At 66.4% G+C, this 25858-nt stretch carries 21 protein-coding genes; 13 read left to right on the forward strand and 8 right to left on the reverse strand.

The window, feature by feature from the left end; all coding sequences use genetic code 11:
- The first annotated feature begins 17 nt into the window (after positions 1-17).
- The 9 genes from AAFP35_RS20880 (at position 18) to AAFP35_RS20920 (ending at position 10143) form a co-directional block, all read left to right on the forward strand.
- On the forward strand, positions 18-800 hold the full coding sequence (locus AAFP35_RS20880) for an enoyl-CoA hydratase/isomerase family protein (protein WP_419223569.1): 783 nt from the start codon (positions 18-20) through the stop codon (positions 798-800).
- 44 nt (positions 801-844) lie between these two features.
- Positions 845-2029, forward strand: coding sequence for an acyl-CoA dehydrogenase family protein (locus tag AAFP35_RS20885; protein ID WP_419223570.1), 1185 nt, complete (start codon positions 845-847; stop codon positions 2027-2029).
- A gap of 197 nt (positions 2030-2226) precedes the next feature.
- Complete coding sequence (locus AAFP35_RS20890; protein ID WP_419223571.1) at positions 2227-3741, forward strand: class I adenylate-forming enzyme family protein; 1515 nt, start codon at positions 2227-2229, stop codon at positions 3739-3741.
- Between the two features lie 61 nt (positions 3742-3802).
- Positions 3803-4951: a thiolase family protein gene (locus AAFP35_RS20895; protein WP_419223572.1), complete on the forward strand. Its 1149-nt coding sequence runs from the start codon at positions 3803-3805 to the stop codon at positions 4949-4951.
- Between the two features lie 127 nt (positions 4952-5078).
- On the forward strand, positions 5079-6308 hold the full coding sequence (locus AAFP35_RS20900; protein ID WP_419223573.1) for a CaiB/BaiF CoA transferase family protein: 1230 nt from the start codon (positions 5079-5081) through the stop codon (positions 6306-6308).
- 39 nt (positions 6309-6347) lie between these two features.
- Positions 6348-6536: a ferredoxin gene (locus AAFP35_RS20905; protein ID WP_419223574.1), complete on the forward strand. Its 189-nt coding sequence runs from the start codon at positions 6348-6350 to the stop codon at positions 6534-6536.
- A gap of 47 nt (positions 6537-6583) precedes the next feature.
- A complete protein-coding gene (locus AAFP35_RS20910) occupies positions 6584-7645 on the forward strand; it encodes a CaiB/BaiF CoA transferase family protein (RefSeq protein WP_419223575.1) in 1062 nt (353 codons plus the stop codon).
- 63 nt (positions 7646-7708) lie between these two features.
- Positions 7709-8860 carry a thiolase family protein gene (locus AAFP35_RS20915; protein ID WP_419223576.1) on the forward strand — a complete coding sequence of 384 codons (1152 nt, stop codon included), beginning with the start codon at positions 7709-7711 and terminating at the stop codon, positions 8858-8860.
- Between the two features lie 119 nt (positions 8861-8979).
- Positions 8980-10143: an acyl-CoA dehydrogenase family protein gene (locus tag AAFP35_RS20920; protein WP_419223577.1), complete on the forward strand. Its 1164-nt coding sequence runs from the start codon at positions 8980-8982 to the stop codon at positions 10141-10143.
- Between the two features lie 182 nt (positions 10144-10325).
- On the opposite strand, the gene AAFP35_RS20925 is transcribed toward AAFP35_RS20920, so the two are convergent.
- The 4 genes from AAFP35_RS20925 to AAFP35_RS20940 form a co-directional block, all read right to left on the reverse strand.
- Complete coding sequence (locus AAFP35_RS20925; protein WP_419223578.1) at positions 10326-11606, reverse strand: ABC transporter substrate-binding protein; 1281 nt, start codon at positions 11604-11606, stop codon at positions 10326-10328.
- Positions 11607-11744: 138 nt separating this feature from the next.
- Positions 11745-12515, reverse strand: coding sequence for an ABC transporter ATP-binding protein (locus AAFP35_RS20930; RefSeq protein WP_419223579.1), 771 nt, complete (start codon positions 12513-12515; stop codon positions 11745-11747).
- Positions 12512-15277: an ABC transporter permease subunit gene (locus AAFP35_RS20935; protein ID WP_419223580.1), complete on the reverse strand. Its 2766-nt coding sequence runs from the start codon at positions 15275-15277 to the stop codon at positions 12512-12514. The genes AAFP35_RS20930 and AAFP35_RS20935 overlap by 4 nt, the downstream gene beginning before the upstream one ends.
- 33 nt (positions 15278-15310) lie before the next feature.
- A complete protein-coding gene (locus AAFP35_RS20940; RefSeq protein WP_419223581.1) occupies positions 15311-16561 on the reverse strand; it encodes an ABC transporter substrate-binding protein in 1251 nt (416 codons plus the stop codon).
- Between the two features lie 223 nt (positions 16562-16784).
- Here AAFP35_RS20940 and AAFP35_RS20945 point away from each other — a divergent pair, with 223 nt between their 5' ends.
- The 4 genes from AAFP35_RS20945 to AAFP35_RS20960 all read left to right on the forward strand — a co-directional run bounded on the left by AAFP35_RS20945 (position 16785) and on the right by AAFP35_RS20960 (position 21186).
- Complete coding sequence (locus AAFP35_RS20945; RefSeq protein WP_419223582.1) at positions 16785-16967, forward strand: hypothetical protein; 183 nt, start codon at positions 16785-16787, stop codon at positions 16965-16967.
- Between the two features lie 94 nt (positions 16968-17061).
- Positions 17062-18063 carry an NAD(P)H-dependent flavin oxidoreductase gene (locus AAFP35_RS20950; RefSeq protein ID WP_419223583.1) on the forward strand — a complete coding sequence of 334 codons (1002 nt, stop codon included), beginning with the start codon at positions 17062-17064 and terminating at the stop codon, positions 18061-18063.
- Positions 18063-18854, forward strand: a complete 792-nt coding sequence (locus AAFP35_RS20955) for an enoyl-CoA hydratase/isomerase family protein (RefSeq protein WP_419223584.1) — start codon at positions 18063-18065, stop codon at positions 18852-18854. Before AAFP35_RS20950 ends, AAFP35_RS20955 begins: the two co-directional genes overlap by 1 nt.
- Positions 18855-18966: 112 nt before the next feature.
- Positions 18967-21186, forward strand: a complete 2220-nt coding sequence (locus AAFP35_RS20960) for an acyl-CoA dehydrogenase family protein (RefSeq protein WP_419223673.1) — start codon at positions 18967-18969, stop codon at positions 21184-21186.
- 550 nt (positions 21187-21736) lie between these two features.
- Here AAFP35_RS20960 and AAFP35_RS20965 read toward each other — a convergent pair.
- Genes AAFP35_RS20965 through AAFP35_RS20980 form a run of 4 tightly spaced genes read right to left on the reverse strand, consistent with a single transcriptional unit; the run spans position 21737 to position 25848 of the window.
- Positions 21737-22258 carry a DoxX family protein gene (locus AAFP35_RS20965; RefSeq protein WP_419223585.1) on the reverse strand — a complete coding sequence of 174 codons (522 nt, stop codon included), beginning with the start codon at positions 22256-22258 and terminating at the stop codon, positions 21737-21739.
- A 10-nt stretch (positions 22259-22268) separates the two neighbouring features.
- Positions 22269-23462: a cytochrome P450 gene (locus AAFP35_RS20970; RefSeq protein ID WP_419223586.1), complete on the reverse strand. Its 1194-nt coding sequence runs from the start codon at positions 23460-23462 to the stop codon at positions 22269-22271.
- 37 nt (positions 23463-23499) lie between these two features.
- Positions 23500-24342, reverse strand: a complete 843-nt coding sequence (locus tag AAFP35_RS20975; protein WP_419223587.1) for an NAD(P)-dependent oxidoreductase — start codon at positions 24340-24342, stop codon at positions 23500-23502.
- A 36-nt stretch (positions 24343-24378) separates the two neighbouring features.
- Positions 24379-25848, reverse strand: a complete 1470-nt coding sequence (locus AAFP35_RS20980) for an aldehyde dehydrogenase family protein (protein WP_419223588.1) — start codon at positions 25846-25848, stop codon at positions 24379-24381.
- Positions 25849-25858 lie beyond the last annotated feature (10 nt).

The following is a 25858-nucleotide window of genomic DNA, read 5'->3' on the forward strand; positions in this document are numbered from 1 at the left end:
GCCAGAAAGAGGACAGCATGGACCTCGATGCCCTGACCACCGTCGTCGCCGGCCTCGACGAGCACATCCTCACGGTGACGCTCGATCGTCCCGAGCGGATGAATTCGTTCACGAACGAGATGCGCGCCGAGTTCCGGTGGCTCTGGGAGTTCGCGCGCGAAGAGGACGATGTCCACGTGATCGTGCTGCGTGGAGCGGGCGATCGTGCCTTCTCGACCGGCATGGACACACGTGAGGGAACGTTCATCTCCGACAACGTCTTCAGTCGGCGCGATCCCGGTGGCGATCTCGCTCCGAAACAGAACGGATGCTGGAAGCCGTTGATCTGCGCGGTACACGGCATGGCCGCGGGTGGCGCGCTGTACTGGCTCAACGAGGCCGACATCATCGTGGCCAGCGAGGACGCGCAGTTCTTCGATCCGCATGTGTCCTATGGCCTCGTGGCCGCACTCGAACCGATCGGTCTGGCTCACCGAATACCCATCGGTGAGGTCCTGAGGATGGTCCTGCTCGGCCTGGACGAGCGTATGTCGGCCGCACGTGCCCGCGAGATCGGGTTCGTCAGCGAGGTCGTCACGCGGGCCGAACTCTGGCCGCGCGTCCATGCATTGGCGCAGCGGGTCGCCGCCAAACCTCCTGCGGCCATCCAGGGGAGTGTTCGGGCGATCTGGGAGTCGCGGGACACGGGCCGGTCGCAGGCGCTCGCGACCGGGATGTCCTACACCTCGCTCGGCAATCCCATCGGCAAGGCCCAGGTCGTCAGGTCGGAGGTCCCCACCCGGTCCTACGAGATCCGGTGACGCGCCGACGTCCCCGACACACCGACGGATCGGAGTGATCGTCCATGAAGTACGGAATGACAACAGAATTGGAGGAGTTCCGGACCGAGGTGCGTGACTTCGTCACCCGCCATGCGCCCGACATCGCGCCCAAGGCGGGGGTGCGAAGTGCGGAGAACGCCGCGGAACTTGCGCTTCTGAAGGAATGGACCCGGGCCCTGTTCGCTGCCGGGTACGTCGGCGGCTCGTGGCCCCGCGAGTTCGGTGGCAACGGAGACTCCCACCGCCTCGAACAGGACATCATCGTCGGCGAGGAGATCTCTCGGCGCCGCGCGCCCGCGCCGATCCAGGGCGCGGGAAACCTGGTCGCACATGCCATCATCGACCACGGGACCGATGAGCAGAAGAACAAATACCTCAAGGGGATACGCACCGGTGAGGTGATGTTCTGCCAGTTGTTCAGCGAGCCGGGGGCGGGTAGCGATCTGGCGTCATTGCGGACACGGGCGACGCGCGACGACGGTGGGTTCCGCATCACCGGGCAGAAGGTGTGGACCACCAACGGTCAGTGGGCCGACTACGGGTACCTCCTCGCGCGCACCGATCCCGACGTTCCGAAGCACAAGGGCATCAGCGCTTTCCTCATCGATATGCGTTCACCCGGTGTGGACGTGCGACCGCTGCGGGAGATGACGGGCACCGCGGACTTCAATGAGGTCTTCCTCGACGACGTCGCGGTCGGCGCGGACGCTCTGATCGGCCAGGCCGGTGCGGGATGGATGATCGCCAATTCGAGTCTCGCCCACGAACGTTCGGGAGTGGCGAACAACGCCGTCCGTCTCCGACGGAACGTGGCCGCGTTGATCGAGCTGGCCGGTACCGTGCACCGCCACGGGCGTCCGGCGATCGAGGACGCCGTCGTCGTGGACCGGATCGGCGAGTTGTCGGCGTCCGTGGAGGCGTTGTCGGCGTTGGTCTATGCCGGGCTCACGCGGGTGTCGCGGAACGACTCGAGGGTGATCGACGCCCCGATGTCGAAACTCATGTTCAGTGAACTCGGCGTGGAGATCGCCTCGTTTGCCCTCGAACTCTGCGCCGAGTCGGGAGTCGTGGTCGCCGGCGACGGGTGTGTCGATCACGGCCGGTGGCAGGATGAGTTCCTTTATGCGCGTGCGTACACCATCGCCGGTGGCAGTTCGGAGATCATGCGCAACATCATCGCCGAACGCGGCCTCGGATTGCCTCGCTGAGGCCTGACGGCCGCGAACCGCCGCGCCACCCGGGCTGCGCCCACCGGGTTGTCATAGTTAACTACGTCATCTATCTTAGGATGTAGGGCGGGCGCTCCCAGCCGGAGCGAGCCCGCTGTCTCAGATCGCCGAGCGTGCGTGACGTCCCTTCGGGTCCGACGGATCTCTGCCGGTGACATACGCGAGATGGAGGAGTGATGGCGGGTATCAGGCAAGCGCTGCGGGAGCTGTGGTCCGCCTCGGACGATGCCCGGATGATCCAACAGGATGGCCGCTGGTACACCTGGGCCGACGTGCGCACGCTGACCGAGTCCATCGATCGGGCGCTCGCCGAGTGCGGAGCGGTCGAGGGATCGAGAATCGGTGTGGTGCTGGGAAATCGGATCGAGTCGATCGCCGCACTGATGGCCCTGCTCGGCAACGGCAGGACGGTGGTCACCCTCAATCCCATGCAACCGGTGGCGCGGGTGGCGACCGACGTGGCCACCACCCGACCGGACGTCGTGCTCGCGCCCGACGAGCTCTGGCAGTCGGAGCAATTCGCCTCGGCAGTGGAGGAACTCGGGATCGACGGGTTCGCACTCGACGGCGGCGTGGCACCTCGCGCCAAACGCAAGTCGGGGGACGAGGTGCCCCAGCCGAACCGGTCGGCCGATCCGGTGGCGATCGAGATGTTCACCTCCGGGACCACCGGCGCACCCAAGCGGGTTCCGCTGACCTGGCGGCAGATCGACGCTGCGATGTCGGCGGTGCACGGTCACGTCGGGAGGTCCGGCGATCCGCGCCTGCCCCTCACCGGTCGCGTCGCCCTGGTGACGTTGGCGATCGTGCACATCGGTGGCATGTGGGCGGTGCTGCAAGCGCTCACCGAGGCGCGGCCCTTCGTCCTGCTGCCGCGATTCACCATCGACGGGTGGGCCGGCGCGATCGAGGAACACAAACCGAGGATTGCGAGTCTGCCACCGGCAGCGATGCGCTCGGTGCTCAACGCCGATGTCCCCGGGGAACGGATCGGAAGCCTGCGTGCGGTGACGGCCGGGACCACATTCGTGAGTCCCGAACTGGCAGACGAGTTCATCGGGCGCTACGGCATCCCGGTGCTGATCGTGTACGGGGCCACCGAGTTCTCCGGGGCGGTTGCAGGCTGGACCAAGCCGATGCACGGCCAATGGTGGGAGCGCAAGCGAGGCAGCGTCGGTCGTCCGTTCCCCGGTGTGCGACTGCGCGTCGTCGACGAGTCGGGCGTCGCCGTGGCGCGCGGGGTCACCGGGTGCCTGGAGGTGTGCTCGGGGCAAACCGGGTCGGGTATCGATGAATGGGTCCGCACCAGCGATCTCGCGCACATCGACGAGGACGAGTTCCTGTTCATCGACGGGCGCGCCGACGATGCGATCATCCGCGGTGGTTTCAAGGTGCAGCCCGAAGTGGTGGCCAACGCCTTGCGCGAGCACGATGCGGTACTCGACGCAACGGTCTACGGCAGGGATGACGAACGACTCGGTCAGGTCCCCATCGCGGTGGTGGAGTTCGTCGACGGCGCAGATCGTGTCGAGGAGACCGAATTGAAGGCATTCGTCCGCGGCCAACTCGCCCCGTACGAGGTGCCGGTGACCATCCACGCCGTCGACGCGTTGCCGCGCAGCGTTTCCCTCAAGATCGATCGTCGTCGACTGCTGGAACTCGTCGCCGAGCTCGAATCATCGACGGCCTGAGACCCGTTCGTCCGACCGACAGCCCGCACGCGGCGGGCCGAACCGTCAAGGAGTGACACCGATGTCCGCTGTCATCGTGGGAGCCGTCCGCACACCGGTCGGACGAAAACGAGGCGCCCTGTCCGGAATACATCCGGCCGACCTGTCCGCCACCGTGCTCAGGGCGGTCGTCGAGCGAACCGGGATCGACCCCGGGGTTGTCGACGACGTCATCTGGGGCTGTGTGCAACAGGTGTCCGAACAGGCGATCGACATCGCCCGCACCGCAGTGTTGACCGCGGGTTGGCCGGAGTCGATCCCTGGCGTCACCGTCGACCGACAGTGTGGGTCGTCGCAACAGGCCGTCAACTTCGCCGTCGCGAGTGTGATCGCAGGGCATCATGATGTGGTCGTCGCAGGTGGGGTGGAGTCGATGTCCAGGGTGCCGATGGGATCGTCGACCTCGGTGGGGGAGAGCCCCTTCAGCCGGTCCTATCGCGAACGGTACGACGATGTCGTGCCGAACCAGGGTGTCGGTGCCGAGATGATCGCGAAGAAGTGGGGATTCACCCGCGGTGACGTCGACAGCTATGCCGCGCGATCGCACGAGCGAGCTGCCGCGGCACAGGATGCCGGACTGCTCGCCGATCAGATCGTCCCGGTGACGACCGCACAGGGGGAGGTGACCACGGATGAGGGTATCCGGCGTGGGACCACCGTCGAGTCGTTGGCCGCACTGAAGCCCGTCTTCGCCGACGATGGAGTCATCCACGCCGGCAACGCTTCCCAGATCTCCGATGGCGCGGCGGCGGTGTTGGTGATGAGTGAGGATGCGGCGCGACGTCACTCGCTCGAGCCGATTGCGCGTGTGCACACCGCGGTGGTGACGGGGTCCGACCCGGTCATCATGCTGACCGGTCCGATCCCGGCAACGGAGAAGGCACTGGCCAGATCGGGACTGCGACTCGGCGACATCGGGGTATTCGAGGTCAATGAGGCGTTCGCGACGGTGCCGTTGGCATGGCAGAGCGAGTTCGGTACAGACGAGGCTCTGCTCAACCCGAACGGTGGGGCCATCGCATTCGGTCACCCACTGGGCGGATCGGGTGCGCGCATCATGACCGACATGATCTTCCACATGCGGCGCAACGGCATCCGCTACGGATTGCAGACGATGTGCGAAGGCGGTGGGCAGGCCAACGCCACCATCCTCGAACTGCTCGGCACCTGAAGCCGGTCCCACTCGCCGGGAGCGGCACACGGCAGGTCGGCGAGATCGTCAACACTGTTTCAGCACAAAGGTCATGGTCCCCGCGGACGACCGGTGGCGTACCGGGGACGAATCAGGAGGAGCAGGTATGCACCGTCCGATGGAAGGCGTCCGCATTCTCGAGGTCGCACAGTTCACCTTCGTCCCGGCGGCCGGAGCCGTACTGGCCGACTGGGGTGCCGACATCGTCAAGGTCGAGCATGCCGAGAAGGGCGACGCCCAGCGTGGTTTGGTCCGGGTTCTCGGATACGACACGGCCAACTCGTCATTCGCCCCGATCATGGAGGGCCCGAACCGGGGAAAGCGCAGTGTGGGATTGGCCCTCGAGCGCGCCGAGTCCCGCCCGGTTCTGAAAGAACTCGTGCGGGGCAGCGATGTGTTCCTCACCAATTTCCTGCCGGCGGCCCGACGGAAGCTGGGGATCACGCTGGAAGACATCCGGGCCATCAACCCGGACATCATCTACGTTTCCGGCAGCGGTTTCGGTACCGAGGGCCCGGACACCGACAAGGGCGGATATGACGCAACCGCGTTCTGGGCGCGTGGGGGCAGTGCCTTCGGAACCACACCACGGGAAGCCGAGCGTGTCAGCTTCATGCCCGCCGGGGCATACGGAGACAACATCGGCGGCATGACGATCGCCGGCGGCATCGCCGCCGCGCTGTATGGAAGGGCGAGCACCGGAGAGACCTCCGAGATCGACGTGTCGTTGCTCGCGGTGGGTGCGTGGGCGACCCAGTTCACCGTGAACATGGCACTGGCTCGTGGGGAGGCCATGCCTGCCCAGTCGATCGATCGACGTTCGCAGAGTGCCGCGAATCCGTTGTCGGGCAACTACCGGACCTCGGACGGCCGCTGGATTCAGCTGTCCATGCTGCAGGCCGGGCACTACTGGCCGGAGTTCTGTCGGGCGATCGGTCACGACGAGTTGATCGGCGACGAGCGATTCGCCACCGACGAATTGCTCACCACCAACCACAACCAAGCGATCGACATCCTCGCCGGGGTCATCGGTGAGCATCCACTCGAACACTGGCGTGCTGCGCTCAAGGACATCCGCGGGCAGTGGGCCGTCGTCCAGGACTCGTGGGAACTCGGCACCGACGAAGCGCTGACCGCGAACGGCAGAATCGCCGAATTCGTCGATGCCGAGGGCAAAACGCAGAAGCTCGTGGCCAATCCGGTGAAGTTCGACAACGCCGCCGTCCAGATGTCTCGGGCGCCGGGATTCGCCGAACACACCGACGAGGTCCTGCACGAACTCGGGTTCGACGACGAGCAACTGATCGCCCTGAAGATCGCCGGTGCCATCACCTGAGGGCGGACGTGATCGGACAACCACGAAACGGAGTTCACCATGAAAGTGTCGATCGACCTCGACAAATGCGCCGGCCACGCCCGCTGTTACGCCACGTCTCCCGATCTGTTCGACATCGACGACAGCGGCTATGCGTGCAATGCCGAGATCGATGTCCCACCGGGACAGGAGTCGATCGCGGCCGAAGCCGCGGCGGCGTGTCCGGAACGGGCCATCGAAACCCACTGAGCTGTCCGACGGCCACGTGGATGGTCGGCGGCAGAAGGGAACTGACCTTGTCAGCACAGCCGTTACGCGGCCTGCGGGTTGTCGAGATGTTGGGATTGGGGCCAGCGCCGTTCGCGTGCATGCTCTTGGCCGACCTCGGCGCAGAGGTCGTACCCGTGTGTCGCCCCGGCGCACCGAATCCTGCGCTCGTGCGCAATCGAAATCCCCTCGAACTCGACCTCAAGGACCCACGGTCCCGCGCCCGCGTCCGGGAACTCATCGAGGCGGCGGATGTCGTGGTGGAGGGCTTCCGTCCCGGCGTGATGGAGCGGTTGGGGCTCGGGCCCGACGATGTGCACGCCGAGGAATCGGGACTCGTCTACGCCCGCATGACGGGGTGGGGACAGACCGGACCGCTCGCGGACACCGCGGGCCACGATCTGACCTACATCGCGGTCACCGGCGCGCTACACCTGGCCACGCGTGCCGGGACGGCCCCGGTGCCTCCGGCAAACCTGCTCGGCGACTTCGGCGGTGGCGCGATGTACCTGGTGACCTCGGTTCTCGCTGCTCTGCACGAGCGCGAACGGACCGGGCGTGGCGCCGTGCTCGACATCGCGATCGTCGACGGCACCACCTATCTCACCTCCATGCAGCACGAATACCGCGCGCGGGGGACCTGGTCGGACGAGCCCGGGACGAATCGGTTGGACACCGGGGCGCCCTATTACGACGTATACGTCTGTGCAGACGGCAAGTACGTCGCGGTTGCCGCCCTCGAGCCGCTGTTCTTCGAGGCGTTGCTCGAGGTTCTCGACCTCGATCCCGAACTGGCGCACGGACGTGAGGATCCGGAGAACTGGCCGATGCTGCGCAGGGTGATCGGTGACACCATCGGCAGACGTTCACGCGACGAGTGGGCGCGCCGAGCCCAGCAGACCGATGCCTGCCTGGCCCCGGTGCTGGATCTGTCCGAGGCGCCCGCACATCCACACATTGCGCACCGCGAAGTCCTGGTGGCCACATCCGAGGGGGCGTGGACACCGCGAATTCCGTTGGGCTTCAGCAAATCCGGTGCCGACACGGTGGCGGTTGCGGACCGCTGGGGTGCCTCGTGCGATGGCCATTGACATGGTTAACCACCTGTCCTACTTTAGGCTGCGATCATCTGTCCGGACCGAGGGGAGCGTTCCATGTCGAATCGAGATGCCGTGATCGTGGAGGCGGTGCGTACCCCCATCGGCAAACGCAACGGCTCTCTCGCCGATGTCCATCCGGTGGACCTGTCCGCAGTGGTGTTGCGAGAACTCGTGCGGCGCACCGGGATCGATCCGGTGTCCGTCGATGACGTGATGTGGGGGTGTGTCACGCAGCTCGGGGACCAGTCGAGCAACGTCGGCCGATTTGCCGTACTCGCGGCCGGCTGGCCCGATTCGGTTCCTGCCGTGACCATCAACCGGGCCTGTGGTTCCAGTCAGCAGGCCATCGAGTCGGCGGCTCATGCAGTGCTCGCCGGCGCTTACGACATCGCGGTTGCCGGCGGCGTCGAGACGATGTCCCGGGTACCTCTCGGCGCCGCGCGAGAGAGTGGGTTTCCGTACGGGCAAACGGTTTTCGACCGGTACGGCGTCGATGAGCTGAATCAGGGCCAGGGCGCCGAGATGATCGCTGCCAAGTGGGAGATGTCGCGGCAGATGCTCGACGAGTACGCGTCGCGATCGCACGAGCTGACCGCGGCGGCCGCCGACCGCGGTGGCTTCGACGACCAGATCGTCCCGGTCGACATCGGAGAGACTGCACTCGCGATCGACGAAGGTCTGCGACGTGGCACCACACCCGAGAAGCTCGCCGGTCTCAAGCCCTCGTTCCGCCCGGACGGCGTCGTGCATGCGGGTAACGCATCCCAGATCTCCGACGGCGCGGCAGCCGTGATGATCATGACCTCGCAGAAGGCCGCCGAAGTCGGACTGCGTCCGATCGTCAGACTGGTTGCGGGGTCAGTGGTGGGTGACGATCCGGTGCTGATGCTGACCGGCCCGATCCCCGCGACGCAAAAGCTTCTCGACCGTGTGGGGCTGTCGATCGACGACATCGGTGCCGCGGAGATCAACGAGGCGTTCGCGCCGGTCCCGCTGGCCTGGCAGATCGAACTCGGCGCCGATCCGGGCATCGTCAACCCGGTCGGTGGGGCGATCTCGGTGGGACATCCGCTCGGCGCATCGGGCGCGATACTGACCACCAGGCTCATCAACCACATGCGGGACAACGCCATCCGCTACGGTCTGCAGTCGATGTGCGAAGGCGGCGGCACCGCGAACGCGACGCTGTACGAGCTCGTCGAGTGAACTCGCACCCGCGTCGGGCACACGGTAGTCCCCGACGCGGGTGCGCGGCCTCAGCGGATCTCAACGCCACCACGGACGGCGAGTTCGCGAATCATCCCACCGCCCAAAGGAGTACGCACATGTCAGCACAGGCGTTCTACGATGACGACCACGAGGCTTTTCGTGCGGTCGTGCGTGACTTCGTGGCGCGTGACGTGACCCCGAACCTCGATGTCTGGGAAGAGAACTGTGAGACCGGCCGTGACGTCTGGAAATCCGCAGGAGCACTCGGCATTCTCGGACTCAGGTTCCCCGAGGAGTACGGCGGCGGGGGAGCCCGTGACTACCGGTTCCGATGTGTCGTGCAGGAGGAGTTCGCTCGCGTCGGCGCGGCGTCACTCGCGTCCGGATTCTCGATCAACGAGGACATCGTCGGGTCGTATCTCACCGAGCTCGGCACCGAGGAACAAAAGCGGGCCTGGTTGCCGCCCATGGCGCAGGGAGAAGTCGTGGCGTCGATCGCGATGTCCGAGCCGGTGGCGGGCAGCGACCTGCGCGGCATGCAGACCAAGGCCGTCCGCGACGGCGACCACTGGGTCATCAACGGCTCCAAGACGTTCATCACCAGCGGCTATTCGTCGGATGTCGTCCTGACCGCCGCCCGTACCGGCGAACGAGACGGAAGGCCGCAGCTGTCGCTGATCCTGGTGCCGACGACGACGCCCGGGTTTCGTCGCGGACGCAAACTACGCAAGCTCGGCCTGCACGCCCAGGACACCGCGGAGATCTCCTTCACCGACGTCCGCGTGCCCGCGTCGAACCTGGTGGGTGAGCAGGGCCGAGGCTTCCACCATCTCACCGCGCAACTGCCGCTGGAACGCCTCTCCATTGCATGGCGGGCACTGACCGCCGCAGAGGCTGCTCTGGACTGGACGATCCGGTACACGAGCGAGCGCAAGGCTTTCGGCACCCGCATCATCGACTTTCAGAACACCCGGTTCAAGCTCGCCGAGATGACCACCGAGGTCGAGATCACCCGTTCCTTTCTGGAACAGGGCATCCTCGCGCTCAACGCGGGTCGGTTCGACGCCACGCTGGGAGCGAAGGCGAAGTGGTGGACGACCGAACTGCAGAACCGGGTCATCGCCGGCTGCCTCCAGATGCACGGCGGGTACGGCTACATGGACGAGTACCCGATCTCGCGTGCCTACGCCGACGCGCGAGTCCAGACCATCGTCGGTGGTACCACCGAGATCATGAAGGAGATCATCGGACGGGACCTGGCGAGCCGCCATCCATCCTGACCGGGCGGCCCGGCACGAGGGCGCGGATGTTCCGGGCACAGTTGTGTGCCGCTACGTCCGCGTGTGCATGGTGGTTCCGCGTGTGGTCTCGGCTGTCCTCCGATCGGACCTGTCGCCACTACACGAGTAGGCGCCGTGTCGAGCGCACACATGTGCTCTCGACACGGCGCCGATGGCGATCGCTAGGAGCCTGCGACGGATGTGCCGTCACCCAGCACGCTCACCGTGGTCGGATCGGTGAGCTTCCCGTCCTTCATGGTCAGCACGATCATGGTGTTGCCGCACAACGCCTTCAGCCCGGGGACCGCGCTGCCGTCGCACGTGAATCGGATGCCGTGCCCCGCGGGAAGGGCGACATCCGTGGCAGAGGTGATCGCGTCGCGGATGCTCTGCGTCGTCACCTCACCGGTCAACGCCGCGGTGGCCCGAACCAGGCCGAGTACGCCCTGGTAGCCCGTCACGGCGTACCCCTGGGTCGGCGTGTCCGGCGCATACTTGCTCATGACCTGGCGGTACAGGACGCTCTCCGGATCATCGGAAACCGTGTCGGCGCTGCTGAAGATCCTGGTGTCGTCGAGATTCGAGGCGCCGACCGCCGAGATGACCTCGGGCGCCGCACAGGTTTGCGGTGTCATCACCTGTGCCGTCGACCCCAGCGAGTGCAGGGCCTTCAACACCGCTGTGCACACCGTGGACTCGCCCAGGATCAGCACGCCGTCGGGTTTCTCGTCGAGGCCGGCGCTGACCTGTGGTGTGGCGTCGGGTGAGCCGTACGGGATGGTGATGATCTTGAAGTCGATCCCGGCGGCCTTGAAGGCGGGAGCGCCGACCTGCTGTAGCGAGCCCGTCGCAGCGGGATTGTCGAGGCTGTAGGCGACGACGTTCTTCATGCCCTGTTGCTTGGCGAATGTTGCCATGGCCTGAGTGGTGTTGGAGCCGGCGGTCAGGACATACGAGTTGTCTGCCGTGACCTCCTCCTGACTGCCGGCGAGCGTGGTCACATACGGAATGCCGCTTTTGGTGATGATGGGCGCGATCACGCTGCCGAGACCGGTGCTCGGGACCACGACGGCCGACACCTTCTTCTCGACCATCTGATTGGCGCAGTTACGGGCCGACGCGGGGTCCTCCTGCTCCTTGCAGACCACCAGTTCGATCGGGCGACCGGCGATGCCACCGAGATCGGCGTTGGCGTACTGGGCTGCGGCTTGGGCCGCTTCACGGTTCTCCGGCTGCGAAATCGCCTGGCCGTCTTCGTTGTTGATGAGCCCGATGGTCACGGGGGCACCCGATGCCGCGCGCCCGGCGAACGCGCCGGACGGTACGGCAGCGGTGCTGTCGGCGGCGTCCGAACCGGCGCTGTCGGTGTCGTCGGAGCAGGCGGTCGCCGTTGCCAACAGCAAACCTGCTGCCGCGGCAGCCACAGCAGCCCGCGCTCTCTGGGGTCGGTGGATGGTCTTCATGGCGGTTCCCTTCTGGGGCGTCGCGGCGACAAGCCGTGAACTGATATTTCGTCAGGAGCTGTACGGTGCGTTTCGTTCGCGAAATACCTTGATTCGCAACTTGTTCATCCGGACCTCGAGGGGTACCCGGCAGATGGGTCAGCCCGAGGCCTCTGCCGACGACGTGGTTGCCGCTGAGTCACCGCCCGAGCCGCGATGGTCACCGAGATAGGCATGCTCGATGAGTTCCGGTGCGGCAGCGAGTGTGCGGGCATCATCGCGCAGGACCGTGACGCCGTGGCGGAGCACCATCGCGGTATCGGCGATGCCGAGGGCCAGCCCCACATGTTGTTCCACGATGATCACGGCGGTGCCCGTGTCGTCGGCGACCTGACGGATCACCGGGAGCAATCGCTCGACGATGACCGGGGCGAGGCCCATGCTCAGTTCGTCGATCAGGAGGATACGAGGATGCTGGACCAGCGCTCGCCCGATGGCCAGCATCTGCTGTTCCCCACCGGACAGTGCGCCGGCCGCAACCTTCAACCGGTTGGCGAGCCCGGGGAAGTAATCGAGGACCGTGTCGCGTTCGGACGTCCACTTGCCTCGACCCCTGGTCGCCAGTCGCAGGTTCTCCTCGGCCGTCAACGTGGTGAACAACGCCCGATTGTCGGGCACCAGAACGAGACCGGCTCGACAAGCGGCTCGTGCGCGCCCCGGCGGTAGCAACTTGCCGTCGACCTCCACGGTCCCGCCCAGACCGGGCAGCAGGCCTGCCAAGGTCACGAGGCCGGTGGTCTTCCCGGCGCCGTTGGGTCCGAGCAGTGCGAGGATCTCGCCTCGATGCACGTCGATGTCCAGACCGCGAACACATGGTCGGCCCTTCGCGTAGCCGGCATCCAGATCGCGGCATCGCAGCACGGCGTTCATGCTGGTAACTCCTGTCCGCTGTGGGTCGCGCCGAGATAGGCGCGGGTGACGTCGGGATCGGTGCGCACGTCGTCGGGTCTGCCGGCGGCGATCCGTTTACCGAGGTCCAGGACCACGATCCGGTCGCAGATGTCGAGGACCAGGTCCATGTCGTGATCGACGATGACGATGGTGGTGCCCGATGCGCGGATCGCGCGTAGGCGTTGGCCCAGCCAGGCACTCTCGGTGCTGTCGAGTCCGGCGGCGGGTTCGTCGAGCAGGACGACGCGGGGACGTCCGGCCAGCGCGCGGGCAACGGAGACGAGTTGTCGCTGGCCCTGGGAGAGTTCGCGTACCGGCCGGTCGACCACCCGATCGAGGTGCAGCACCTCGAACAGACGATTCATCTGAACGGGATCGAGCGGGGGATGATCGGGTCCTCGGTGCAACGACGCCGTGGTCCCGACGGACACGTTCTCCCACACCGACAGATCGTCGTAGAGGTCGATGCCCTGGAATGTCCTGCCCAGTCCTGCACGGCTGCGTTCGTAAGCACGGCGACCGGTGAGCGGGCGATCGTCGAGCGTCACCGTGCCGGTGGAGACGGCGAAGCCGCTGAGGGCGTCGATGAGTGTCGTCTTGCCCGCGCCGTTCGGCCCGATCAACCCCACGATCTCGCCCGAACGCACGTCCAACGACACATCGTCGAGCGCGGTGATACCTCCGTATCGCACGCCGATCCCGTTCGCGGACAACAGGATCTCACCGATCTCCGGTGCGGGCGTCGCTGCGGTCCCCTCGGCGGGCGCCACATCGAGTTCGGTGCCGAGTGCCGTCGGTTCCGACTTCCCGAAGCGTGCGCGCACCTGGTCGATCCGTCGGTAGATGTCGCAGACGATGCCCTCGGGATTGGCGATGACGGTGATGACCAACAGGATTCCCGTGATGACGGAATAGTATTCACCGATGTTGGCGACGCGGTCGAGGAAGACGAACAGGATGCCGCCCGCCCCCATGATGCCTGCGAGCATGGCGCCGGACACCGAAGTGACACCCGCGAGGTAACACACGGCGAACATCGCGATGCCGCCGATCGCGGAGAACGCCTCGGGTACGGCCATGGTCTGCTGGTAGGCCATCAGCGAGCCGCCGATGCCCGCGATGAACGCGCCGATGGCGAACGCCACCAACTTGGTCCGGGAGACGTTGATCCCGGACGCCGCGGCCGAGCGCTCGTTTGCGCGGATGGCGAGCATCGACGCGCCGAGTCTGCTGGTGCGTAGTCGCACCACCGACAGACCGGCCACGACGAGCACGATGAGGCACACGATCCCGAAGGCGATTCGTGGGTATGAGTCGCCGGAGCCGATTCCGAGATCGAGACCGAACAGGGACGGACTCTCCACGTGGGCGCCGTCGATCCCACCGTTGTACTTGTTGTTGCGGAACCAGAATGCTTCGCAGAACACGGCGAGACCCAGGGTGACGACGGCGACCGGGAGGCCCCGGATACGCAGGGCCGGAAGACCGACGATGACGCCGACCACGGTGGCGACCAAGGCCGCGAGGATCGGGGCGATGGGGAACGGGATGCCCATGTCCACCGTGAACCGGCTCAACATGAACGCCCCGACGCCTCCGAGAGTCAACTGCGCCAACGAGATCTGGCCGGCGAATCCGGTGACCACGACCTGTGACAGAGCGACGATCGCCAGTGTGAGGGTCATGATGAGGGCGCCACGGTAACTGCCGTCGGTGAACAGCAGCCCGGCCAGCGCGATCACCGTCCACACGGCTGCGACCCGCAGGGGATTACGTGGGCGCGGTGCGGTTCCCAAGGTGTTCTGGATGAGCGCACCGCGGGTCGGCAGCGGCTTTCCCCGGAACACCAGGAACACCAGGATGAGAACGAGCGGGATCAGCTCGGCCATACCGGATTGCGGCAGCCAGTCGATGGTCGACTGCAGGTGGGTCATCTCCGACTGCAGTACCCCGATGCCGAGGCCTGCCGCGACCGCCGGGCCGATGGCCTGGAAGTTTCCGACCAGGGCCGCGGCGAGTGCGGGCACGATGAACAGGGTGTACGACACCGGGATGAGTGGCACGATCGGTGCGATCAGGATTCCGGACAGACCCGCGATCATCGTGCTCAATGCCCAGTTCGCGTAGGCGATCCGTTCGGGTGACAGGCCGGAGACCAATGCGCCGGTCTCGGATTCGGCCGCGGCTCGGGTCGCGAGCCCGAATCGGGTGAGGCGGAATGCCAGGACCAGTATCACCGTGAGGGCGACGATGATGCCCGCGAACCACAGCCGATCGACCGGTACACGGATGTCGCCCAGGGTGAGGATTCCCGTCGGTAGGATCGCGTCGACGGATACCGGGGTGGTGCCCAGCCGTGCTGCGAGCAACGCCTGGATCGCCAGCATCAATGCGATGGAGGCGACGGCTTTTGCGGCCGCCGGCGCTGCGCGCAAGAGCCGGAAGATCCCGAAGTACAGCAGCACCCCGAGCAGCGCGGCGATGCCGAGTGAGATCACCATCGCCGTGAACACGTCGAGTTCACCGCCGAGATCGAGCGTCGTGGGCAGCCCGGGAATGGGGATGAACAGCTCGCCGTTTCGGAGGTACGCGAACGTGTATGCGACGTAGAGCGCAATCGCGCCGGTGGCGAAGTTCACCACGCCGGAACTGCGGTACGTCATGACCAGGGCGAGGGCCAGGGCCGCGTACACGGCCCCGTTGCCCAGGCCGAGGAACAAGAACTGGATGTCCTGTGTCATCGTCGTGCTCTCGATCGATCCGGGGTCCGCCGACTATTGCCGGCCGACGATCTCGGCATCGACGAGCTGTCCGTCTTTCAGCGTCGCCACCACCGATCCCTTGCCGCACACGGCCTTCATCATCGGGTTGGCGCTGCCGTCGCATGTGAAGGTGAGTCCGTCGCCGGCAGGCAACGTCACGTCGCGGGCCGAGCGGATCGCCGCGGTCACCGCCGACGGGGACGTGTCGGCGCCCTCGAGCGACGTGGTCGCGCGGACGAGGCCCAGGACGCCCTGATAGCCGACGTAGGCGTAGCCGGAGATGTCGGTGTCCGGAGCGTACTTGGCGATCACACTGCGATACAGGGTTGCCTCGGGGTTGTCACCGGTGGTCTGGGCGGCGGTGAAGATCTTGGTGCCGTCGATGCTGGAGCCCACCGCATCGACGACATCCGGGGTGGCGCACGCCTGGATTCCCATCTTCTCGCCGGAGAAGCCAAGTGTCCCGAGGGATTTCAACGCGGCAGTGCACAGCGTTCCCTCACCGACCACGACGACGCCCTCGGGGGAGTCGGCCAACCCGGCACTGACCTGCGGCGTCGCGTCCGGGGTGCCCGGTGGGATCGTCACGACCTTCAAGTCGATGCCGTTGGCCTTGAATGCCGGAACGCCGATCGCCTTCAGTCCGTTCACGGCAGCGGGGACGTCGATGGTGAAAGCGGTGACATGCTTCATGTTCTCGCTCTTGGCATGAGTTGCCATGGCCTGCAGGCTCGACGGGAATCCGCCGGTCCAGAGGAACACGTCATTGCCGGTCAGTTCCTGCATGCTCTGACCGGATGCGGAGACGTAGGGGATACCTGCTCCGGTGACGATCGGCACCATCACGTCGCCCTGTCCGGTTGTGGTCACCACGACTGCGGAGACCTTGGACTCGACCATGCGGTTCGCGCAGTCACGCGCGGAGGCAGGCTCTTCGCCGTTCTTGCACACCACCAACTCGACCGGGTGACCGCCGATCCCGCCCAGCTGTTCGTTGGCGTATGTGGCTGCGGCTTCGGCGGCCATCCGATTGTCCGGTTCCGAGATGGCCTGGCCACCTTCGTTGTTGATCAGACCGATCTTGATCGGCGTGCCGGAGGCGACCTTTCCGGGGAAGGACGCTGCCGGTGCTGCGGTCTCCGACGGCGTCGACGAGTCGCTGCTGTCGTCGGCGCAACCGCTCAGAACGGCGGCCGCGATCATCGCGGATGCCGCGAGGGCCGGGGCCAATCGTGAACGACGTGTTCCGCGCATCGGGTTCATGGGGTTCCCTTTCGAAGTCCAGGCCGAGTGAAGTCGCGCCGATCGGATGCCGGGTTCACTCGGGGCGCCGATCCGGGGGACGTGTCCATCGGTAGATGACCTAGATAACTATGTGTGATGAGTCACTATTGCACATGGGCGACCGGCTGTCACTAGTTCGGAGTGAAGATCGTCCCGCGTGGTCGAAGGGGTGGTGACGGATGTGGCCCCCAGGGCTCGGTCGATGAGTGAATCGCGTGCACTTGCCGAGGTCGTGGCCCTGGTTGCGGGCGGCTTGGACGTGGTGATCCGCGCGCTGTGGTGGTCACCTGGCGCCTGGGTCGCACCGGTCTGCGGTGGCCGGTTCTGTGCGGTCGTGAAGGTGACGGCAGGCGCGATCCAGGGGTGGTTGCAGCGATCTACATAGGCAACTATGTTAGATATGTAGCTTCACTGTGGACTCGGGTCGTTCATCCCTCGTCACCCGACCGCGATTCCGTGCCTTTCATCAGGAGTTGTCAATGCTCACAACGAGTTTCACCGAGACGTTCGGAGTCGAACATCCGGTCGTGCAGGGCGGCATGATGTTCGTCGGTCGTGCCGAACTGGCCGCCGCGGTGTGCAACGCCGGTGGCCTGGGCATCATCACCGCCCTCACCCAGCCCACCCCGGACGATCTCGCGGCCGAGATCGAGCGTGTCAAGTCGTTGACGGACCGTCCGTTCGGCGTGAACATCACCCTGACCCTCTCGATCAACCCGCCTCCGTTCGCCGAGTACCGTCGCGTGATCATCGAGTCGGGGGTGCCCATCGTCGAGACGGCGGGTTCGGATCCCACCGTGCACATCGAGCATCTCAAAGAACACGGCATCAGGGTGATCCACAAGTGCACGAGCGTGACTCACGCGCTCAAGGCGCAGCGCATCGGTGCCGATGCCGTCAGTATCGATGGATTCGAATGTGCAGGACATCCGGGTGAAGATGACATCCCCGGCCTGATCCTCATCCCGGCCGCCGCCGATTCGTTGTCCATCCCGTTCGTCGCGTCGGGCGGGTTCGCCGACGGTCGTGGGCTGGCCGCGGCTCTGGCCCTCGGTGCCGGCGGGATCAACATGGGTACGCGATTCATGTGCACCGCGGAGAGTCCGGTTCACGACGACATCAAGCGAATCATCGTCGATGCGTCCGAGCGCGACACCCGATTGATCATGCGGCAATTGCGCAACAGCATGCGGGTGGCCAAGAACTCGGTGAGTGACGAGGTGATCGAGATCCTGGAGCGCGGCGGAAGGTTCCGCGACATCAAGGATCTGGTGGCCGGGGTTCGGGGACGTCGGGTGTTCGCCGAAGGCGATCCCGAACTCGGGATCTGGACCGTCGGGCTTGCCCAGGGGCTCGTGCACGACATCCCGTCGGCCGGTGAGGTGGTGCGGCGCACCGCGGCCGAGGCCGAGGAGGTCATTCGAGGGCTCGAGCGACGTATCGTCACCGATCCGCTGGTGAGTGCGGGAGGAGGACGCTGATGGCCGAGCGGCACGAGAGTTCCACCGAACCAAGCCTTCTCGTCGAGCAGGACGGCAACGTCACGATCCTGACGATGAATCGTCCGGAGGTTCGCAACGCGATCAACAGGGACATGAGGCGTGCCCTGAAGAAGGAACTGTGGCGTGCCGACGCCGACGACGATGTCCACGCAGTGGTGATCACCGGTGCCGGGACGTCCTTCTCCTCGGGAGTCGATCTACCCGAAGCATTGTCGGGCCCATCGCCACGTACCGAGGGGCCGACGCCCACCCAGGTTCTGCGGGCGATCTCCAAGCCGGTCATCGCAGCGGTCAACGGGCCTTGTTACACAGGAGCTTTCGAGCTCGCGGTCAACTGCTCGTTCATCATCGCCTCGACAGATGCGGTGTTCGCGGACACCCATGCGCAGATCGGGCTGTTGAACGGGTGGGGTGGCAGTGCACTGCTCCCGCGCACGGTCGGATTGGCTGCCGCGATCCAGATCATCCTGAGCGGTGAACCGATCGACGCGCAGACCGCGCTTCGCGTGGGACTCGCCAACGAGGTGATCGAGGGCCCACGGTTGGCGGACCGGACCCGCGAGGTCGCACAGGCGATCGCCGGTGGCCACCCGGGCGCCGTCCAACGCATGCTGCGCCTGCTCAAGGAAGGCGCGGGAGCGTCGGTGACCGAGGCGCTCGCGCTCGAGGCCGAGGCGGCCGTGTCGTTTCGTACGAGCAGCGCCGACATCACACAGCGATACGGGAAACGACGTACCGGACAACAACGTTCTGCCACAGGGGATCGGTGACGTGACGACGGACAGTGAGCTCGATCGCCGGGGCGCGCACGCCGGCCGCCGGGGTGAAGAGGTCGATCAGCGGGATGGGCAGCCGGATCGGCGAGGTCCCTGGCGCCAACGCCTGGCGGCATTGCTCGACGACCATTCGCATCGTCGGCGGCCCCAGACCTCCGAGGCCCGCTTCGATGCGGCAGTCGCCTGGCAGTCCGAACTCGTCGATGCCGGCCTGGCCGCACCCGGGTGGCCCGCATCGGCGGGAGGCATGGAACTCGACCTGTCCGATCAGCTCGAGTACTACCGGATGACCACTGCGGCAGGCGCCCCGCGTCATCCGTGCACGATGTCGTTCATCGTCGCGCCCACGCTGATCGTGCACGGCACCGATGAACAGCGCAAGCGTTACCTCGAACCCCTGCTGAGGGCAGAGGAGTTCTGGTGTCAGGGCTTCTCCGAGCCCGGCGCGGGAAGTGATCTCGCCTCGCTGTCCACCCGAGCTGTCCGGGAGGGTGACGTCTATCGCGTGACCGGACAGAAGATCTGGACCACGATGGCCGACCGAGCCGACTGGATGTTTGCGTTGGCCCGCACCGGACCGGCGGGTCGCGGACAGTCGGGTATCACCTACCTGCTCATCGCCATGGACTCGCCGGGTGTCACGGTGAGGCCCCTACGCGATGCGTCCGGTGGTCACCACTTCGCCGAGGTGTTTCTCGACGATGTCGAGGTACCGGTCGCCAATCGCGTGGGCGACGAGGGCGGCGGATGGTCGATCATGCGGACGTCGCTCGGGCACGAACGTGCAACCGCGCTCCTTGCCGACGAGTTCCGCTATCGCACCACGGTGGACAAGGTGTTCCGACTCGCCGGTGACGTAGGCCGTCGCGACGACCCGCATGTGCGACAAGAGCTCGCACGTCTGGAAACCGACGTACGCACCATCGCGAGCAACAGTGCGCGTGCGTTGGATGCGGTGCTGCGCAACGAGGATCCGATCGGTTTGTCGTCGATCAACAGGTTGGTCAAGTCGGAGTTCGAACAGCGATTGCATCGACTGGCGTTGCGACTGATCGGGTCGGGCGCTGCCCTGGGCAGTCGCGCGACGGGCGCGGTCGACGGCGGACGATGGACATACGGGTATCTGATGTCTCGTGCGTCGACCATCGGCGCGGGCACGGCGGAGATCCAGCGCAACACGATTGCCGAAGTCGTCCTGGGGCTGCCGTCTCACCGTGGGGAGCGACGTCGCGCCCCGGTCGTCCAGGCCGGTCGGCCGCTGTCCACTCCGGTGGGAGACGAGGCCGCCGTGCGCGAGACCGTGGCAGGGATCGTCGCCGAACATGTCGACACGGAACGGATCATCGCCGGTGAGCGACCGGTGCCTCAGGTCTGGCAGGCGCTCGTCGACTTCGGGCTGCCCGGGCTGGCCGCGCCCGCGGCGCTCGGCGGAGGCGGTGCGTCGCAACGCCTCCTGGCCGCCGCGATCGAGGAGACCGCGTTCCATCTGGCGCCGGTCCCGCTGGTCCCGACCGTGTCCGCTCTGGCGCTGCTGTTGTCCTGCGGTGCGGACGAGGGCGCACGAACACTGATCGACGGGGCGCGGGCGGCGGTTGTCGCCGACATCGCCGATCCGTCGACGGACCGTACGCCGGTCCTCGACACGGACGGCGTGCTGTCCGGTTCGGTCTCACGGGTGCCGGGCGCGGCGGACGCCGACCTTCTGGCGGTGGTGGCGCGCACGGAACCCTCCGGAGAACCGGTGGTGCTCGTCGTCGGCGCCTCTGCGGTGACCGTCACGCGGCGTGACGGCGTCGACCTCACCTCGTCGATCGGGACCGTGTGTCTCGACGGCGCGCGTGGAACCGTCGTCGCGACCGGCAGCGCTGTGCTCGAGGCGATCGGCGCCGCCGACCGGACCGCGCGGTTGATGATCGCGGCCGACTCGGTGGGAATCGCAAACCGTGCATTGGCGATGGCGGTCGACTGGGCAGGCCAACGGGAGCAGTTCGGCCGACCGATCGGCTCGTTCCAGGCGGTTTCGCACCGCTGTGCCGGCGTCCTCGTCGATGCGGAGAGTGCGCGGAATCTGGTCCTGTCGGCAGCCGACCTGGAGTCCGGTGACGAGGCCGAACTGGCCACCGAGTTGGCGGTCGCGCACGCGGTCGAAGCCGCGGTCTGCGCTGCCGAGGCATGTATCCAGGTGCACGGTGGTATCGGGTTCACCTGGGAGCACCCGGCGCACCTGCTACTTCGCCGCGCAGTTGCCAACGAGGCGTTGTGCGTTCGGGCCGAGGACCTTCGCGACCGGGCGGTCGGACGCGTGTTCGCGCGTCTGGACCGCTGAGTGTTCCAGTGAGAGTGCGGTCACCGCTGATGGCGTGCGTTGATGGGGTCTGCCTGTGGGGGCGCCGACACCGCTGATGGCGTGCGTTGACGGCGTCCGCCAGTGGGCGCGCGGTCACCGGTGATCGAGTAGTCCTGAGCCGCTAGGCGAAGGGCGTGGTGACCGCTGATCGAGTAGTCCTGAGCCGCTAGGCGAAGGGCGTATCGAGATCTGTTGTGTTACTTCGTCGTGGCGTGGCCTCGATACGCCTCGGGCTCGCTGCGCTCGCTCGTGGCTACTCGACCGGCGGGTGGTTTCTTGTGGTTGTTTGGTCGGTGGTGGTTGTGGCCTCGATACGCCTCGGGCTCGCTGCGCTCGCTCGTGGCTACTCGACCGGCGGTGGTCGCGCGTATTCGACCGGCGGGGGTTTCTCGTGGCTTGGCCGGCGGGTGATTTCTCGTTGTTGCTTGGCTGGTGGTGGTTCTGGGACTTCGATACGCCTCGGGGCTCGTTCGGCACCGAACAGACAGCGATGGGGCGGAGTCGATGCCCCGCCCCACCGTCGGAGTCGTCAGGACTGCGGTTCGGTGTAGAACGTCGCCAGCTGGGCCGCGGCGGCACCGAGGCCGACTACCGCGGCGCCGGCGAGGGCGCGCTCCCCGTGGAGCCATCGGTCCCAGCCCAGCGCACGATCCACACTCAGGCGTCCGGGGCCGATCCCGGCCAGGACGGCCGACGCCACAGCGAGGTTGGCGACGTACTCCCATCCCTCGGCCGTGATGAAGAAGCCGTTACGCACGTGAACCGACCGGGCGGCGACGGCCATCGTGCCGATGCCTGCGGCTGCTGCCACCGGTGTCGCAGCACCCGCGAGAAGGGCCGATCCGGCGCCGACCTCGACGACAGCGCTCGAGATCGCCTGCAGTCGTGGCTGCCGGAAACCGATCGACCCGAACCATCCGGCGGTGCCCTGAAGGCTCCGAGCGTGTTTGACGCCGTGCGCGATCAGGGTGCCGCCGACCGCGCCGCGCAGCAGCAGCGGGGCCAGACGGCTGTGTCGATCCGAATCAGACCGTCGGAGAGACATTCTCATCGCGGCCGCCTCAGATGTCCCACTCGAGGAAGATGTTTCCGCTGGGGCCGAGTTGTCCGCCCTTCTCGGTCGGTGCGGAATCCGGCGAGAGTCGATAGTCGGGGATGATGCGGTGCCACTCCTCCAAGGCGATTCGGAGTTCACGCCGGGCCAGATGCGACCCCAGGCAGCGGTGCGGACCTGCGCCGAAAGCGATGTGGTTGTTCGGGCTGCGATCGAGCTGGACCTCTTTGGCGTCGTCGTAGACGGCCTCGTCGCGGGTGGCCAGGTTCAGTGGCATGCACACCATCGTGCCGGCCTTGACGGGGCAGCCGGCGATCTCGGTGTCTTCCATGACCTTCCGCGACGGGATCACGATTGCGAAGGCCCGCAGCATCTCCTCGATCGCCGAGGGGATGAGGTCGGGATCGTCGACGATCGCCTGACGGTCCTCGGGGTGGGTTGCGAGGTAGTGGAATGTGGTTCCGAGGGTCGCCGTCACGGTGTCGAGGCCGGCCATGAACATGAGGATGCAGAAGGACTCCATGTCTTCCTGGCTGACCGGATTGCCGTCGACCTCGAAGGAGATCGCCTTGCTGATCAGGTCGTCGCGGGGGTCCGCGCGGCGCTCGTTGATCAGCTTGCGGAAGTACTCGGTCAGTTCGGCGGTGGCGGCGCCGCGGCGACGCGCTGTCTCTTCGGCATCTCCCGAGACATGGAGGATCTCGTGCTCCCAATGGAGGAAGGTGTCGAGATCCTCGAAGGGCATCCCCATCAGATCGAGAAAGATGAACGACGGATACTGGTTCGCGAAGTCCTCGATGAAGTCGCACCGGCCGCGGGTGGCAATCGACTCGATGAGTTCGACGGCGCGCTCGCGCACCTTGTCCTCGAGTCCTTCGACATGCTTGGGGGAGAAGAGCGGTCCGAGCTGCTTGCGCCACTGCCGATGTTCGTCACCGTCGAGCATCTGCGGTATCCACCGGAAGGTCGGGTTCGGATTGAACACCGTGACGGCCGAATTGGAGAACACGCTGGGATTCTGATACGCGGCCAGCATGTCTTCGTAGCCGGTCACGATGTAATGATCGGCGAAGGTGTTGTGGATGATCGGCCCCTCGTCGCGGAGCTGATCGTAGAACTCGAGTTTCGCGCCGTAAGGCAGCTCTTGGTAGTGATTGAACTCGTGGACCGGGCAGGCTCGTTGCGGTTCGGTGGTGCTCATGTCTCCTCCTGGTGAGTGGCGATGTTCATCGGGTGGGTCAGGCGCGGTCCGGTGCACCGGAGGCGAGCTCCGATGCACCGAGCCGCATCGGGCCGAGCTGTGCTGCGGCGAGGAGGTTGGTGATGTCGACCCCGAGATGGTCGGCCGCGGCGCGTGCCGCGTCGAGGTCCTTGGTCAGATAGCGCGCGATGCGCGTGCTGTACGCCTCGGCATCCTGACCCGAGTCGGCGATGTACCGTGCCGCGGCGCTGCCGCCGCTCGAGTCGGCGAGCAGGTCGAGGAGCACACCCTCACCGATGCCGAGTTCGTCCGCGGACCGCAACGCAGACAGGGTGATCTGGGTGCAGGCGGCGAACAGCGCATTGTTGAGCAACTTCGCCGACAACGCGGTACCGAGCCCTCCGGTCCGGTGGATACGGGACGCGTACGCGCTCACGACGGCGGCACCGCGATCCACGGCGTCGTCGTCGCCGCCGAGTAAGACGGTCAGTCGACCGTCGCGGATGATCTCCGGAGTGCCGCTGAACGGGGCCTCGACGATCGACACCCCGCGGGGCGCGCCGATCCGCTCGAGTTGCCGGACGGTGTCCGGGCTCCCGGTCGTATGGGACATGAACACGGTGTGCAACGGCATCGCCTCGATGACGGTCGGCGCGACCTCGGTCAGTTGCGCGTCGTCGAAGACACAGGCGATCACGACGTCGGACGCCGCGACGTCGGTGATCGTGGGCGTCGTCGCGGCCCCGATGCGGGCCAGCCGGTCGCGCACCTCGGGGCGGCGTGCGTAGACACTCGTGCGGTGGCCGGCGGCCACCAGGCGTTCGACCATCGGTTCACCGATCTTGCCGGCGCCGACGAATCCGATTCGTCCGTACTGCATGCGGTTTCCTTGGGAGATGTCGTGGGGGCGCAGGACTCAGCCGCCGGCGGCTCCCCAGACCATGGTCTTGGTCTGGAGGAACTCGTCCATTCCGGCGGCGCCACGTTCGCGACCGAGTCCGCTCTGCTTGTAACCACCGAACGGTCCGTCCGGATTGAGTCCTCCGCCACCGCCGTTGATGGTCACGTACCCGGTGCGCAGTCGCTGCCCGATCCGGTAGGCCCGGACAGGGTCGCGCGCCCAGACCCCACCGGCGAGGCCGTAGTCGCTGTCATTGGCGATCCGCACCGCATCGTCGTCGTCATCGAAGGGCATCATGATCATCACCGGTCCGAAGAACTCGCGACGTGCGATGGTCATCGAATTGTCCACGTCGACAAAGAGTGTCGGCTCGACGAAGAATCCCTTGGGCTGGTCGGCGGGGCGCCCACCGCCGAGCGCGATCGTCGCGCCCTCGGCGACGCCGGTCGCGATGAGTTCCTCGACCCTCGCCCGCTGCGCGGCGCTGCCGAGTGGTCCCATCATGGTGTCCGGCAGCGCCGGATCACCGACCTTGATCCCCGCGAGCCGGGTCTTGACCAGTTCCGCCAGCTCGTCGAAACGGGATCGGTGCACGAGGGTGCGGGTCAGGTACGCGCACCCCTGGCCGGCATGCAGGATCGTGTCGCGGATGACCGATTGCGTCGCACGCTCGAGATCGGCGTCATCGCTGATGATGTTCGCCGACTTACCGCCCAACTCCAGGATGACCTTCTTGAGAGTCGGTGCCGCCTGCTCGAAAACCTTGCGCCCCACGATGTCCGAACCGGTGAAGCTCACCACGTCGACCATGGGGTTCGTGGTCAGCTCGGCCCCGGCGTCGAGATCGCCGGTCACGATGTTGAGCACACCGTCGGGCAGACCTGCCTCCTGGGCGATCTCGCCGAGGATCAGTGCCTCCAACGGGGTCGTGGGCGCGGGTTTGAGCACGGTCGTGCAGCCGGCCGCCAACGCCGGTCCGAGCTTCATCAGGTTGAGGAAGAACGGGAAGTTGTAGGCGGAGACCAGGGCGGCGACCCCGAACGGTTCCCTCAGTACGACGCCCTGTCCGATCCCGGCACCGATGTGTGGGGGCAGCGGCACCTGATGGGGGAACCCGGGGAGAACGCGTTCGGCCATGTCGCGGAAGTGCGCGATGGGGATTCCGGTCTGGAATGACTCCGCACCGGCTCTCGTGCAACCGGTCTCGGCGATGTTGAGGTCGACGAGCTCCTCTCGTCGCTTCTCCATCACCTCGGCCATCCGGACGAGGATGGCCGATCGCTCCCGCGGTGACATCCCGGGCCACGGACCGGAATCGAATGCAGCACGGGCGGTCTCGATGGCACGTATGGTGTCGGCGCGGGTGCCGACCGGTGCCATGCCGATGATGTCTTCGGTGGCCGGGTTGATCACCGGTTCGACGCGTCCGGTCTCGCCGTCGACCCAACGGCCGCCGATGAACAGCTGGCGATACTCCCTGTGCATCAAGGCTCCT

The organism is Gordonia sp. CPCC 206044, assembly GCF_048537895.1.
In the GTDB taxonomy this organism is placed as follows: Bacteria; Actinomycetota; Actinomycetes; order Mycobacteriales; family Mycobacteriaceae; genus Gordonia.

Coding starts and splice junctions, on each gene's coding strand:
- AAFP35_RS20895 (WP_419223572.1), top strand. CDS start 3,803: ATGTCCGCTGTCATCGTGGGAGCCGTCCGCACACCGGTCGGACGAAAA.
- AAFP35_RS20980 (WP_419223588.1), bottom strand. CDS start 25,848: ATGCACAGGGAGTATCGCCAGCTGTTCATCGGCGGCCGTTGGGTCGAC.
- AAFP35_RS20920 (WP_419223577.1), top strand. CDS start 8,980: ATGTCAGCACAGGCGTTCTACGATGACGACCACGAGGCTTTTCGTGCG.
- AAFP35_RS20930 (WP_419223579.1), bottom strand. CDS start 12,515: ATGAACGCCGTGCTGCGATGCCGCGATCTGGATGCCGGCTACGCGAAG.
- AAFP35_RS20885 (WP_419223570.1), top strand. CDS start 845: ATGAAGTACGGAATGACAACAGAATTGGAGGAGTTCCGGACCGAGGTG.
- AAFP35_RS20925 (WP_419223578.1), bottom strand. CDS start 11,606: ATGAAGACCATCCACCGACCCCAGAGAGCGCGGGCTGCTGTGGCTGCC.
- AAFP35_RS20915 (WP_419223576.1), top strand. CDS start 7,709: ATGTCGAATCGAGATGCCGTGATCGTGGAGGCGGTGCGTACCCCCATC.
- AAFP35_RS20935 (WP_419223580.1), bottom strand. CDS start 15,277: ATGACACAGGACATCCAGTTCTTGTTCCTCGGCCTGGGCAACGGGGCC.
- AAFP35_RS20940 (WP_419223581.1), bottom strand. CDS start 16,561: ATGAACCCGATGCGCGGAACACGTCGTTCACGATTGGCCCCGGCCCTC.
- AAFP35_RS20945 (WP_419223582.1), top strand. CDS start 16,785: ATGAGTGAATCGCGTGCACTTGCCGAGGTCGTGGCCCTGGTTGCGGGC.
- AAFP35_RS20905 (WP_419223574.1), top strand. CDS start 6,348: ATGAAAGTGTCGATCGACCTCGACAAATGCGCCGGCCACGCCCGCTGT.
- AAFP35_RS20900 (WP_419223573.1), top strand. CDS start 5,079: ATGCACCGTCCGATGGAAGGCGTCCGCATTCTCGAGGTCGCACAGTTC.
- AAFP35_RS20950 (WP_419223583.1), top strand. CDS start 17,062: ATGCTCACAACGAGTTTCACCGAGACGTTCGGAGTCGAACATCCGGTC.
- AAFP35_RS20975 (WP_419223587.1), bottom strand. CDS start 24,342: ATGCAGTACGGACGAATCGGATTCGTCGGCGCCGGCAAGATCGGTGAA.
- AAFP35_RS20955 (WP_419223584.1), top strand. CDS start 18,063: ATGGCCGAGCGGCACGAGAGTTCCACCGAACCAAGCCTTCTCGTCGAG.
- AAFP35_RS20970 (WP_419223586.1), bottom strand. CDS start 23,462: ATGAGCACCACCGAACCGCAACGAGCCTGCCCGGTCCACGAGTTCAAT.
- AAFP35_RS20890 (WP_419223571.1), top strand. CDS start 2,227: ATGGCGGGTATCAGGCAAGCGCTGCGGGAGCTGTGGTCCGCCTCGGAC.
- AAFP35_RS20965 (WP_419223585.1), bottom strand. CDS start 22,258: ATGAGAATGTCTCTCCGACGGTCTGATTCGGATCGACACAGCCGTCTG.
- AAFP35_RS20880 (WP_419223569.1), top strand. CDS start 18: ATGGACCTCGATGCCCTGACCACCGTCGTCGCCGGCCTCGACGAGCAC.